The following is a 12,035-nucleotide window of genomic DNA, read 5'->3' on the forward strand; positions in this document are numbered from 1 at the left end:
AAGAGAGGGCCGCGCCCGGACAGCGCGGCCCTCGCCCTTCGGCAGCCGACTCGGCTACTCCTGCTTCTTGCGCCGCGTCCCGAACACGATCTCGTCCCAGCTCGGCACGGCCGCCCGGCGGCCCGGACGCACACCGTCCGCCTCGGCCTGGCGGTCGGTGGCACCGATGAGCCGGTCGCGGTGGCTGCCCACCGAGCGCGGCATGAGGACGTCGGCGTAGGCGGAACCGGCCGAGGCCGCGGGAGCCGGGGGCTCTTCCTCCTCGACCTCCGCGACGACGGGCTCCTCCTCGGGCTCCGCCGGGGGGAGTTCCGGAACCACCAGGTCGCCGCGGAAGCTGGGCACCGCCTCGAGCAGGCTGGTCAGCGAGTCGCGCTCGCCGCCCGTGGTCTCCTCGATCGGTTCGGACGCCTGCGCGGGCAGGCTGGGCCGCTCGGGGCGGTCCAGCGGTCTGTCGCGCGGCAGCCGGGCGATGCGGGGGACGAACGGGAAGCTGGGCTCGGGCGCGGCGAGGTCGTCGGACTCGCCGATCAGGGAGCGCGCCTCGTCGTCGACGGCCTGGACGAGCCGCCGGGGCGGGTCGTACGTCCAGCTCGCCGCGTGCGGTTCGCCCGCGACACGGTAGACGAGCAGGACCTCCCACGTGCCGTCGTCACGACGCCACGAGTCCCACTGGACGGTGTCCTTGTCCGCGCCGCGCAGCAGCAGTCGCTCCTGCACGGCCTCGCCCAGGGGCGGACCGGAGTTCTCGCCGGGGCGGCGGACCGGAGTCTTGCGGGCCCGCTCGGCCATGAAGGCGCGCTCGGCGAGCACGGGGCCCTCGAAGCGGCGCACCCGGTCGACGGGGATGCCGGCCATCTGCGCGACCTCTTCCGCGGTCGCGCCCGCACGTATACGTGCCTGGATGTCGCGGGGGCGGAGGTGGCTTTCGACCTCGATCTCGATCTGGCCGAGACGCGGACGGTCGCCGCGCACGGCGGCGCGCAGGCGTTCGTCGATCGGAAGCGTGTACTCCGTAGAGTCGGCAGCCTTCAGCACCAGCCGTGTGCCGTCATTCGAGACGGCCACGACACGCAGTTCGGGCATGGGGACCTCCCGGGTGGTGCCTGCCGACGTCACGTGCGTCGCTGCTTCCGCTAGTCGAGTGTGGCCTGCCCGGGTGCAGCCTGCCACAACCTTGCCGAGTTGCCCGGCGTGTCGGGCGCGGGCCCTGGATCGCCGTTATGGCACGGTAACCTATTCGCAACGCTAAGTGACGAACTCTGTCACCCTGTGCAACTAGCCCCCTCCCGGCGGTCCTTAAAGGCCCTGTACACCCTTACGGGAGACCGGACCCAGGGCTCGCAACAGTACTCCATTCGGGCCACCTGCGTGGATTGGCGCGCCGCCCAACTTCTCGCAAGAGGTGGTACTTGGCCGTCCCTTGCCCCCATTCCGCGATCTTGAACGTGAAGAACTTCACGTAATCATCAGAATCGGAACTAAGGGTTACGGCCGCACGCCCCTTCCTTGCGCAGATGAACGACCGTCTACGGGAAAGGCCCGTGGTCGGTTCCGCCGGGCAAGCCCCGTCGAGACCCGGCGAGTTCACCGAGGGCACGGTCTTCGGCGTGACGATGGCCGGAATCACCACCTACGAGCCGGCCTCGGGCCACAACCTCAGCGGCGGCCACAGCACGACGGTCGGCGACACGTTCTTCCGTGGCGGCGCCACCGCGCCGGACTCCGGTCATCGGACAGCCGGCACGCCCAGCACCGGCGTGAGGACATCGGGAGCACCACCCCCGGCGCACCCTCTACGCCCCCAGAACCCTCCGCAAGTAGTCGTTCTGGAACCGCCGATCAGGATCGAGACGATCCCGCAGCGCCGTGAACTCGCCGAAGCGCGGATACACCCGGGAGAAGTACTCGGCGTCCCGCGTGTGGATCTTGCCCCAGTGCGGACGGCCCTCATGGGCGGTGAAGATGCGCTCGGCGGCCGTGAAGTACCGCTGGAAGGGCGTCCCCTGGAACATGTGGACGGCGATGTACGCGGTGTCCCGGCCGGAGGCGGTGGACAGCGCGATGTCGTCGGCCGGGGCGGTGCGCACCTCGACGGGGAAGCTGACCCGGAGGCCGGAGCGGTCGACCATCGCCTTCAGCTCGCGCAGCACCCCGACGACGGCCGCGCGCGGAACGGCGTACTCCATCTCCACGAAGCGCACCCGGCGCGGGGACGTGAAAACCTTGTAGGGGATGTCCGTGTAGGTCCGCGCGGACAGGGCCTTGCTGGAGATCTGGGCGATGGCGGGGATCGTGGCCGGCACCGCGCGGCCGACCCAGTTGGCCACCTGGAAGACGCCGTTGGAGAGGAACTCGTCCTCGATCCAGCTCTTGAGCTGCGGCACGGGCTTCTCGGGACCCGCGCTGCGGTTGTTGCGCTTGGTGTTCGTGCTGCCGGTGTGCGGGAACCAGTAGAACTCGAAGTGCTCGTTCTCGGCCCAGAGTTCCTCGAAGTCGGAGAGGACCTTGTCGAACGGCATCGGCTCCTCGCGGGCCGTGAGCAGGAAGACCGGCTCGACGGCGAAGGTGATCGCGGTGACGATGCCCAGGGCGCCGAGGCCGATGCGGGCTGCGGCGAAGATCTCCGGGTTCTCCTTCTCGGAGCAGCTCAGCACCGAGCCGTCGGCGGTGACCAGCTCCAAGCCCTTGATCTGGGCGGCGATCGAGCCCGAGTCCCGGCCCGTGCCGTGCGTGCCTGTGCTGGTGGCCCCGGAGACGGTCTGCTCCATGATGTCGCCCATGTTCGCGAGCGACAGACCCTCGCGGGCGAGAGCCACATTGAGCCTCTTGAGCGGGGTGCCGGCCTCCACCGTGACCGTCATGTTCTCGCGGTCGATGCCGCGAATCCCGGTCAACAGTTGAGGGCGGATCAACACGCCGTCCGTCGCGGCTATGGATGTGAAGGAGTGCCCGGCACCGACGGCCTTCACCTTCAGCTCGTCCTCGGCGGCCCGCCGCACTGCGGCGGCCAGCTCGTCGACCGAGGCAGGGGTGACCTCCCGCGCGGGACGTGCCGAGACGTTGCCGCCCCAGTTACGCCACGTGCCGTTCTTTCCGTTCGCTGTGCTGCTCAACGGAGCCTCCCCGACCCGGTGCCGGTCGCTTGAGCCGGCGGAACCCGAGGAAACCCACCGCGACCGCGACGGCCCCGGACACCGCCGGAACCCCGTACCCGGCACGCGCCCCGGCCGCGTCGATCACCCAGCCGGCCGTGGAGGAGCCGAGTGCGACCCCCGCCGTGAGCCCGGTGCTCACCCAGGTCATGCCTTCGGTGAGCTGCGCGCGTGGTACGTGCTCTTCGATGAGGGACATCGTCGTGATCATGGTGGGAGCGATGGACAGACCCGCAACGAACAGCGCCACGGCCAGAAACGGCAAGTTTCCGACCAGTAGGAGGGGGATCATACTCACGGCCATGGCGCAGACGCCCAGCAGCCACCGTCGTTCCGGTGCCCCGGCGAAGTGCAGCAGCCCGAACACCATGCCCGCCACACAGGAACCCGCCGCGTACACCGCGAGGACGATGCTCGCCGCGGCCTTGTGCCCCTCCTCGTCGGCGAAGGCCACGGTGACCACGTCGACGGCCCCGAAGATCGCCCCGGTGGCGACGAAGGTGGCCACCAGGACCTGGAGCCCCGGCGCGCGCAGCGCGCTGCCGCCGCCGCCCTTCCGCTCACGCGGGTGCGGCTGGGGTTCGGTGGCGCGCTGCGAGGTCAGCCAGAACACGCCGACGGCCAGGAAGCAGGCGGCGAGCAGCGGACCGGCCTCCGGGAACCAGGCCGTGGACAGCCCGATGGAGAGGATCGGACCGAAGACGAAGCACACCTCGTCCACCACGGACTCGAAGGAGTACGCGGTGTGCAACTGCGGCGTCCCCCGGTACAGGGCCGCCCAGCGGGCCCGGACCATCGCGCCGACGCTCGGCACACAGCCGATGCCGACGCACGCCACGAACAGCACCCAGTCCGCCCACCCGTAGTGCGCCGCACACAGCAGCAGGGCCGCCGCGGTCAGGGAGATCAGCGTCGCCGGGCGCAGCGCGCGCCGCTGCCCGTACTGGTCGACCAGGCGCGAGACCTGCGGTCCGGCCACGGCGGCGGACAGTGCGACGGTGGCCGACAGGGCACCGGCCAGGCCGTACCTCCCCGTCAGCTGGGAGATCATGGTGATCACGCCGATGCCCATCATCGACACCGGGATCCGACCGAGGAAGCCCGCAGTGGAGAAACCCTTGGAGCCGGGGGCTGCGAACAGGGCGCGGTAGGGGCTGGGCACGGGGTCTCCGAAGGCTCAGTAAGCTGCGAACGCAGTCGACACAGCTTACGGCCCGGGGCGCCCCGACGCACCCGTCCGGAGCGGCCTCGCGGCTCCCGTGGGGCCTGCCTGGCGCGCGGGTGGCACCCCGCCGTTTCCCGGCTGTCGGTGCAGGGTGGCAGGATCGACTCATGCCAGACGCGCGCGATGTCAGCCCCTACGACGCCCTGCTCCTGCTCTCGTTCGGCGGCCCGGAAGGCCCGGACGACGTGGTTCCGTTCCTGGAGAACGTGACGCGTGGGCGCGGCATCCCCAAGGAACGCCTCAAGGAAGTCGGGCAGCACTACTTCCTCTTCGGCGGCGTCAGCCCGATCAACGACCAGAACCGCGCCCTGCTGGACGCCCTGCGCAAGGACTTCGCCGAGCACGGCCTGGACCTGCCGGTCTACTGGGGCAACCGCAACTGGGCGCCTTACCTGACGGACACGCTGCGCGAGATGGTCCGCGACGGCCGCCGCCGCATCCTGGTCCTCGCCACCAGCGCCTACGCCTCGTACTCGGGGTGCCGCCAGTACCGCGAGAACCTCGCCGACGCGCTCGCCGCCCTGGAGGCGGAAGGCCTGGAGCTGCCGAAGGTCGACAAGCTCCGGCACTACTTCAACCACCCGGGCTTCCTGGAGCCCATGATCGACGGGGTGCTCCGGTCCCTCGCCGAGCTGCCCGAGGACGTCCGGGACGGGGCGCACCTCGCCTTCTCGACGCACTCGATCCCGACGGCCTCCGCCGACACCTCCGGCCCCGTCGAGGAGCACGGCGACGGCGGCGCGTACGTGAAGCAGCACCTGGACGTGGCGCAGCAGATCGCCGACGCCGTGCGGGAGCGCACCGGCGTCGACCACCCCTGGCAGCTCGTCTACCAGTCCCGCTCCGGCGCCCCGCACATCCCGTGGCTGGAGCCCGACATCTGCGACCACCTCGACGAGCGGCACGCGGCCGGCGTCCCGGCCGTCGTCATCACCCCCATCGGCTTCGTCTCCGACCACATGGAGGTCCTCTACGACCTCGACACGGAGGCCAAGGCCCGGGCCGAGGAGCTCGGGCTGCCGATGCGGCGTTCGGCCACCGTCGGCGCCGACCCGAGGTTCGCCGCCGCGATCCGCGAGCTCGTCACGGAGCGCGCCGCCGTCGAGCGCGGGCAGGACGTCACGCCGTGCGCCCTCGGCGCCCTCGGGGCGAGCCACAACCTCTGCCCGGTCGGCTGCTGCCCGGCCCGCGCCCCCCGGCCCGTCGCCGCGGGCGCCGACAGCACCTACGCGTGAGGAGCCCCGTGACCGACCCCCTGCACACGGACCTGCTCGAACTCGCCCGGGAGGCGGCCCGCCGTGCCGGCGCGCTGCTGCGGGACGGGCGTCCGGCCGACCTCGCGGTCGCCGCGACCAAGTCCAGCCCCATCGACGTCGTCACCGAGATGGACATCGCGGCCGAGAAGCTGATCACGGGCCTGATCGCCGAGCGCCGCCCGGACGACGGCTTCCTCGGCGAGGAGGGTGCCGCCACGGAGGGCACGAGCGGTGTCCGCTGGGTGATCGACCCGCTCGACGGCACCGTGAACTACCTGTACGGGCTGCCCACCTGGGCCGTCTCCATCGCCGCCGAGCAGGACGGCGAGACCGTCGTCGGAGTCGTCGCGGCCCCGATGCGCGGTGAGACCTTCCACGCCGTGCGCGGCCGGGGCGCCTGGGCCACCGGGGCCTGGGACGGCGAGCGCACCCTGGCCTGCCGGCCCGCGCCGCCGCTGGACCACGCCCTGGTCTCGACGGGCTTCAACTACGTCGCGGACGTCCGCGCCCACCAGGCGGACGTGGCGCAGCGGCTGATCCCGCTGCTGCGCGACATCCGGCGCGGCGGCTCGGCCGCCGTCGACCTGTGCGACGTGGCCGCGGGCCGCCTCGACGGCTACTACGAGCGCGGCCTGCACCCCTGGGACCTAGCCGCGGGGGACCTCATCGCCCGGGAGGCGGGCGCGCTGACCGGTGGGCGCCCCGGAGAGCGCCCGTCGGGCGCTCTGGCAGTGGCGGGTACCCCCGGCCTCTTCGAGCCCCTCCAGCGCCTCCTGGAGGACTTCGGCGCCTGGCACGACTGAGCAGCGACGACGAAGCGGGCCCCGGCGCTGGATTCGCCGGGGCCCGCTTCGTACGTACTGATCAGACGCTCGTCGCGCTGACCACCACTCCGTGCTCGGCAGCGAGTCGGCGCAGGTCGTCGAGCTCGCCCTGCTCCACATCGACGAGGAACTCGTCGCCCTCGTCGCGAGCCCGGGACAGATCGGACTCGGTCGCCCTTATGCGCTGCAGAAGTCCTGCGGTGAATGCGTCCATGCTGCGCCCCCTCGTCCTGGGTCGTGGGTCGTTGGCACGGGGGTGTGCCGTTCGGAAGGGACGATCACGCCGCATGTGGATGCCCAGCGCCGCTCGGCTGGGCGGCGACGGTGCCGGACACCCACGCCCGCCCTGCGGGAAAGCGGATTGATGCGCACCGCATGGTGGTGCGGCGCCAGCAGAGCGTGATCGTGGGATGTAAAGCCGTCCTCCCCAAGCTCCCTTCCGTGGAAACCTAACCGGAGGAGAAAATCTCGTATTCCCTCCCGGGTCGCACCCCTCTCACCCGCCTTACCTCCGACTTATGGCCGAAAAGGGCAGGATGGAGGGCAACACCAAGGCACCGTCGAAGACCCCTGCCCGCGTGCGCCCGGTGCCGGGCCGCGCGGGCGGACATGAGGAAGGACCAGGAACGTGCGCGTACTCGTCGTCGAGGACGAGCAACTGCTCGCCGATGCGGTGGCCACCGGACTGCGCCGGGAGGCCATGGCCGTCGACGTCGTGTACGACGGCGCGGCCGCCCTGGAGCGCATCGGCGTCAACGACTACGACGTGGTCGTCCTCGACCGCGACCTCCCGCTCGTGCACGGCGACGACGTCTGCCGCAAGATCGTCGAACTGGGCATGCCGACGCGCGTGCTGATGCTGACGGCCTCCGGCGACGTCAGCGACCGGGTCGAGGGACTGGAGATCGGTGCCGACGACTACCTGCCCAAGCCGTTCGCCTTCAGTGAGCTCATCGCCCGCGTGCGCGCCCTCGGCCGGCGCACCAGCGTGCCGCTGCCGCCCGTCCTGGAGCGCGCCGGGATCAAGCTCGACCCCAACCGCCGCGAGGTCTTCCGCGACGGCAAGGAGGTCCAGCTCGCCCCCAAGGAGTTCGCGGTCCTGGAGGTGCTGATGCGCAGCGAGGGCGCCGTCGTCTCGGCGGAGCAGCTCCTGGAGAAGGCGTGGGACGAAAACACGGACCCGTTCACGAACGTCGTGCGCGTGACGGTCATGACCCTGCGCCGCAAGCTGGGCGAGCCGCCCGTCATCGTCACCGTCCCCGGCTCCGGCTACCGGATCTGATACCCCGTGGCAACGACTCCCGCGCCCCCGCAGGCGCCTCCCAAGCCCACCTGGGACCCCAGAAGGCCCGTGCCGCCCTTCCCGTGGCTGCGCCCGACCATCCGCATAAGGCTCACGCTGCTCTACGGCGGCATGTTCCTCATCGCCGGCATCCTGCTGCTGTCGATCATCTACCTGCTGGCCGCGCAGGCCCTGAACGTGGGCAGCGACCTGCCGTTCAAGATCGTCGAGGGCAAGGTCACCAGCGACATCTGCAACCTGCCGGACCAGGCGTCGCCCGCCGAGTTCAACAGCGCCATGAACGCCTGCGTCAACGAACAGCGCCGGCACGCCCTGGACAGTCTGCTTAGCCGCTCGCTGCTGGCCCTGCTGGGCCTGGCGGTCATCGCCTTCGCCTTCGGCTACGCCATGGCCGGGCGCGTGCTCTCCCCGCTGGGCCGGATCACCCGCACCGCCCGCGCGGTGGCGGGCTCGGACCTCTCCCGCCGGATCGAGCTGGACGGCCCGGACGACGAGCTGAAGGAGCTGGCCGACACCTTCGACGACATGCTGGAGCGGCTGCAGCGGGCCTTCACCGCCCAGCAGCGCTTCGTCGGCAACGCCTCGCACGAGCTGAGAACGCCGTTGGCGATCAACCGCACGCTCCTCGAGGTGCACCTGTCCGACCCGAACGCGCCGATGGAACTCCAGCAGCTCGGCAAGACGCTGCTGGCCACCAACGAACGCAGCGAGCAGCTCGTCGAGGGCCTGCTGCTCCTCGCCCGCAGCGACAATCAGATCGTCGAGCGCGGACCGGTGGACCTCGCCGAGGTCGCCGAGCAGGCCGTCGACCAGGTGCACGGCGAGGCCGAGAGCAAGGGCGTGCTGATCCGGGGCGAGCAGAAGCCCGCGGTCGTCCAGGGCAACGGCGTGCTGCTGGAGCGGATCGCGCTCAACCTGGTGCAGAACGCCGTGCGCTACAACATCGCCGAGGACGGCTGGGTCGAGGTCACCACCGACGTCCAGCACGGCCAGGCGGTCCTGGTGGTGTCCAACACGGGCCCGGTCGTGCCGGCATACGAGATCGACAACCTCTTCGAGCCGTTCCGGCGGCTGCGCACGGAGCGGACGGGCAGCGACAAGGGCGTCGGGCTCGGGCTCTCCATCGTCCGGTCGGTGGCCCGGGCGCACGGCGGGCACATCTACGCCCAGCCGCGTGAGGGAGGTGGGCTCGTCATGCGCGTCACGCTGCCGATCTGAGATCATGTCGCCGATCAACTCGGCGGCACACGGGGATGTTCGCTTTGCGCGGAATTTCTGAGGCTGCACCGCGCGTGCACCGTGTGTGATCGATCACAGGGACGCCTTTCCGGCCATCTACTCTCCGTGATCATGCACGCTGTCGGAAAGCCGGGAAAATCCCGGTTTTCGGGGGTCTTGATCACGGGAAGTACACGGTGAGACGCCTTTGGCGTGCAGCATTCGGACCGTGTACGGTCCCCATCGCCATCCAAGCCGATCACTCGTCAGGAGTCCGGTTGGGTGTCGATTGAGTAACAGACCTTGATGTGAGGCAAAATCTCCGCCTCAGGTCGGGCACAAGTCCGGCCTCTCACGCGTTACGTGCGCTGGAGACACCGCAGACACCCAGAGGGGGAGAGCGACCATGGCAACCGATTACGACACTCCACGCAAGACCGACGACGACGTCGACTCGGACAGCCTCGAAGAGCTGAAGGCTCGGAGGAATGACAAGTCGGCCTCCGCCGTGGACGTCGACGAGTTCGAGGCGGCAGAGGGCCTCGAGCTGCCCGGAGCCGACCTCTCGAACGAGGAACTGGCCGTCCGGGTGCTCCCGAAGCAGCAGGACGAGTTCACCTGCATGAGCTGCTTCCTGGTCCACCACCGCAGCCAGCTGGCCCGCGAGAAGAACGGTCAGCCGATCTGCCGCGACTGCGACTGAGGACGGGTCGGCCGTGACCGGCTCGACCTCTCCCTGGAAGCGCCGCTTCTCCAAACGGGAAGCGGACGAAGGGCCGATGGACGGCCCGCGGTACGGCGCGCGTGACGACGAGCGAGGCTCCACCGGTACGGGGGCGGCCTCGCTCGAACCGGCCGGCCGGGGTGACCTCCCGGCGTCCGTGGACGTCCCCGCACCCGTCGCGAGACGGCGGGCGGGGGCGATCCGGGAGCGGGCCAGGGAAGGCGCCCGCAAGGGCGGCGACCGGGCCCGGGCCGGACTCGCCTACCTCGCCGACCGCATCATCGAGCTTGCCCCGCGCGTCCCCGTCCGGGACCTGGCGACGCTGCGCAGACAGTTCCCCGGCCTCGGGCCCGAGGAGCTCGCGGACAAGCTCGTGGCGGGCGCGGCGAACGCGACGGCGACGGTCGGAGCCGGTGTCGGCGCGGCCGCCATGCTCCCCGTGCCCCCGGCTATGCCGACAGAACTGGCCGCCGAGGTCACCGGCGTCGCGGTGATCGAGCTGAAGCTGATCGCCGAACTCCACGAGGTCTACGGCGTGCGGCCGCCCGGCAACCTCAAGCAGCGCAGCACCGCGTACCTCGACTCCTGGTCGGGAGAGCGCGGCATCGACCAGACCAAGCCGTCGACGCTCAGCGTGGCGCTGAACAGCCGCATGAAGCGCGAACTGCGTCAGCGGATCATGAAGCGCATGGTCCGCGGCATGCCGAACCTGATGCCGTTCCTGGTGGGCGCCGCCGTGGGAGCGGTCATGAACCGCGGCGAGACGAGAAAGCTCGCCGGCCGGATCCGCCGGGACCTGCGCAAGATCCAGGTGCCCTGGGAGGCCCTGGAGGCGCTCCCCGCGCTGGAACGTCCGGCGGACGCCCTGGAGATGGGTGAGATCACCAAAGACCCCCTGGGCCGCCACGAGGGCCACCGGCCCGACGGCGGACACGGCGGGTAGCGCGGCGACGACGGACACGCCGGGCGATACGGCGACGGACGCCGGGACCGGCCGGCCGTCGCACAGCGGCCGGGTGACACCCCGCGCAGGTGTGCTACGCCGACGTCCCCGTCCGCAGCGCCTGCGCCAGCCGCTCCGGCTCACGCGTCGACAGGTACAGGTACGGAGTCGGATCCTGCGGGTCCGTGACCTCCACGCGCAGGGCCGTGGGGATGTACGCGCGCAGCAGGAGGAAGGCGCGCGGATCGGCCTTGTAGGTGCGCCAGGCACGGGCCTCCTCCGCGTCCAGCACCTCCGCCTCGCCCAGTGCCGTCAGCGGGATCTTGGCCTCGCCCGCGATCAGGGAGTCCCCGACCACGCGGATGCGGACCGAGCCGTAGGAGCTCGCGGCGACGGCCGCGACCGCGGTGCCCCCGGCGAGGCCGCCGAGCATCGGCAGCGTGCCGAAGGGGAGCAGGACCAGGGCCATCGAGACACCCACGAGGAACGAGATCAGCCACCAGGTCCGCGGGGCGGTGAGGCGTTCTTCGTACGGGGCGGCGGAGAGCTGCATGAGGCCAAGCTTGACACGGTGTCGGGAAGGGGCCGACGCGCGGGTAAGGTCTCCGGCTGTGAGTGGTACTTCCGCAGCCCTTCAGCCTCCGGCCGACGCCGTGCAACCGGTGCGACACCCGGACGCACCCGCGCCCGGCGAGCTCCTCGGCGCGCACTACGGCCAGTGCTTCGGCTGTGGCGGCGAGCAGCCGCACGGGCTGCACCTGGAGGCGCGGGCCGGCGAGGGCGTGTCGCTCACCGCCGAGTTCACCGTGCAGCCCGCCCACCAGGGCGCCCCGGGCCTCGCGCACGGTGGCGTGCTGGCCTCCGCCCTCGACGAGACGCTCGGCTCGCTGAACTGGCTGCTGCGCACGATCGCGGTGACCGGACGGCTGGAGACCGACTTCGTACGGCCCGTGCCCGTCGGCACCACGCTGCACCTGGAGGCGGAGGTGACGGCGGTGGCCGGGCGGAAGATCTACTCCACCGCGACCGGACGCGTCGGCGGTCCCGAAGGGCCCGTCGCGGTGCGCGCGGACGCGCTCTTCATCGAGGTGAAGGTCGACCACTTCGTCGACCACGGCCGCCAGGAGGAGATCCAGGCCGCCATGAGCGACCCGGACCAGGTCCGGCGCGCCCGCGCCTTCGAGGTGAACCCGTGAGCCCGAGCGGACCCGGGAACGCCACCGGTCCAGCGAGGCCCGACAGCACCGCCGGTCCCACGTGGCCCGACAGCAACAGGGGTCCCAAGCCTCCCGACGGCACCACCGGTCCCACCGGGCCCGGCAGCTCCACCGGGCCGTCGTGGCCCGACGCCACCACCAGCCCCGTCAGCCCGGAAAGCCCCGTGACC

Annotated in this window: 12 protein-coding genes; 7 read left to right on the plus strand and 5 right to left on the minus strand. The window is 71.2% G+C overall.

Annotation, left to right across the window (positions count from 1 at the left end):
• Nucleotides 1-54 precede the first annotated feature (54 nt).
• From sepH to K4G64_RS17980, 3 genes are all read right to left on the minus strand, one after another.
• On the minus strand, nucleotides 55-1,086 hold the full coding sequence (gene sepH / locus K4G64_RS17970; protein WP_221757055.1) for a septation protein SepH: 1,032 nt from the start codon (nucleotides 1,084-1,086) through the stop codon (nucleotides 55-57).
• Nucleotides 1,087-1,796: 710 nt separating this feature from the next.
• Nucleotides 1,797-3,116, minus strand: a complete 1,320-nt coding sequence (locus K4G64_RS17975; protein WP_221757056.1) for a D-arabinono-1,4-lactone oxidase — start codon at nucleotides 3,114-3,116, stop codon at nucleotides 1,797-1,799.
• A complete protein-coding gene (locus K4G64_RS17980) occupies nucleotides 3,076-4,317 on the minus strand; it encodes an MFS transporter (RefSeq protein ID WP_221757057.1) in 1,242 nt (413 codons plus the stop codon). The genes K4G64_RS17975 and K4G64_RS17980 overlap by 41 nt, the downstream gene beginning before the upstream one ends.
• Before the next feature lie 170 nt (nucleotides 4,318-4,487).
• On the opposite strand from K4G64_RS17980, the gene K4G64_RS17985 reads away from it, so the two are divergent.
• Nucleotides 4,488-5,615: a ferrochelatase gene (locus K4G64_RS17985; protein WP_221757058.1), complete on the plus strand. Its 1,128-nt coding sequence runs from the start codon at nucleotides 4,488-4,490 to the stop codon at nucleotides 5,613-5,615.
• An 8-nt stretch (nucleotides 5,616-5,623) separates the two neighbouring features.
• On the plus strand, nucleotides 5,624-6,439 hold the full coding sequence (locus tag K4G64_RS17990) for an inositol monophosphatase family protein (RefSeq protein ID WP_221757059.1): 816 nt from the start codon (nucleotides 5,624-5,626) through the stop codon (nucleotides 6,437-6,439).
• Between the two features lie 61 nt (nucleotides 6,440-6,500).
• On the opposite strand, the gene K4G64_RS17995 is transcribed toward K4G64_RS17990, so the two are convergent.
• Nucleotides 6,501-6,674: a hypothetical protein gene (locus K4G64_RS17995; protein ID WP_179878997.1), complete on the minus strand. Its 174-nt coding sequence runs from the start codon at nucleotides 6,672-6,674 to the stop codon at nucleotides 6,501-6,503.
• A gap of 414 nt (nucleotides 6,675-7,088) precedes the next feature.
• On the opposite strand from K4G64_RS17995, the gene K4G64_RS18000 reads away from it, so the two are divergent.
• The 4 genes from K4G64_RS18000 (at nucleotide 7,089) to K4G64_RS18015 (ending at nucleotide 10,648) form a co-directional block, all read left to right on the plus strand.
• Nucleotides 7,089-7,742, plus strand: coding sequence for a response regulator transcription factor (locus tag K4G64_RS18000; RefSeq protein ID WP_003993508.1), 654 nt, complete (start codon nucleotides 7,089-7,091; stop codon nucleotides 7,740-7,742).
• A 6-nt stretch (nucleotides 7,743-7,748) separates the two neighbouring features.
• Nucleotides 7,749-8,981 carry a HAMP domain-containing sensor histidine kinase gene (locus tag K4G64_RS18005; protein ID WP_221757060.1) on the plus strand — a complete coding sequence of 411 codons (1,233 nt, stop codon included), beginning with the start codon at nucleotides 7,749-7,751 and terminating at the stop codon, nucleotides 8,979-8,981.
• Between the two features lie 406 nt (nucleotides 8,982-9,387).
• Nucleotides 9,388-9,684 (plus strand): DUF4193 domain-containing protein, encoded by a 297-nt coding sequence (locus K4G64_RS18010; RefSeq protein WP_003993510.1) that lies wholly within the window; start codon nucleotides 9,388-9,390, stop codon nucleotides 9,682-9,684.
• Between the two features lie 13 nt (nucleotides 9,685-9,697).
• Complete coding sequence (locus tag K4G64_RS18015; RefSeq protein WP_221757061.1) at nucleotides 9,698-10,648, plus strand: EcsC family protein; 951 nt, start codon at nucleotides 9,698-9,700, stop codon at nucleotides 10,646-10,648.
• Nucleotides 10,649-10,742: 94 nt separating this feature from the next.
• Here the strand turns inward: K4G64_RS18015 and K4G64_RS18020 are convergent, their stop codons facing one another.
• Nucleotides 10,743-11,201 carry a DUF3093 domain-containing protein gene (locus K4G64_RS18020; RefSeq protein WP_221757062.1) on the minus strand — a complete coding sequence of 153 codons (459 nt, stop codon included), beginning with the start codon at nucleotides 11,199-11,201 and terminating at the stop codon, nucleotides 10,743-10,745.
• A gap of 58 nt (nucleotides 11,202-11,259) precedes the next feature.
• Between K4G64_RS18020 and K4G64_RS18025 the strand changes: the two genes are divergently transcribed.
• Nucleotides 11,260-11,844, plus strand: a complete 585-nt coding sequence (locus K4G64_RS18025) for a PaaI family thioesterase (RefSeq protein WP_221757063.1) — start codon at nucleotides 11,260-11,262, stop codon at nucleotides 11,842-11,844.
• Nucleotides 11,845-12,035: the final 191 nt, after the last annotated feature.

Source organism: Streptomyces sp. WAC04114 (genome assembly GCF_019733245.1).
GTDB classification, from domain to species: domain Bacteria; phylum Actinomycetota; class Actinomycetes; order Streptomycetales; family Streptomycetaceae; genus Streptomyces; species Streptomyces massasporeus_A.

What these genes read in the sequence shown, in the direction of transcription:
- K4G64_RS17995 (WP_179878997.1), bottom strand. Translation starts at nt 6,674, where the DNA reads ATGGACGCATTCACCGCAGGACTTCTGCAGCGCATAAGGGCGACCGAG.
- sepH (WP_221757055.1), bottom strand. Translation starts at nt 1,086, where the DNA reads ATGCCCGAACTGCGTGTCGTGGCCGTCTCGAATGACGGCACACGGCTG.
- K4G64_RS18020 (WP_221757062.1), bottom strand. Translation starts at nt 11,201, where the DNA reads ATGCAGCTCTCCGCCGCCCCGTACGAAGAACGCCTCACCGCCCCGCGG.
- K4G64_RS17985 (WP_221757058.1), top strand. Translation starts at nt 4,488, where the DNA reads ATGCCAGACGCGCGCGATGTCAGCCCCTACGACGCCCTGCTCCTGCTC.
- K4G64_RS18010 (WP_003993510.1), top strand. Translation starts at nt 9,388, where the DNA reads ATGGCAACCGATTACGACACTCCACGCAAGACCGACGACGACGTCGAC.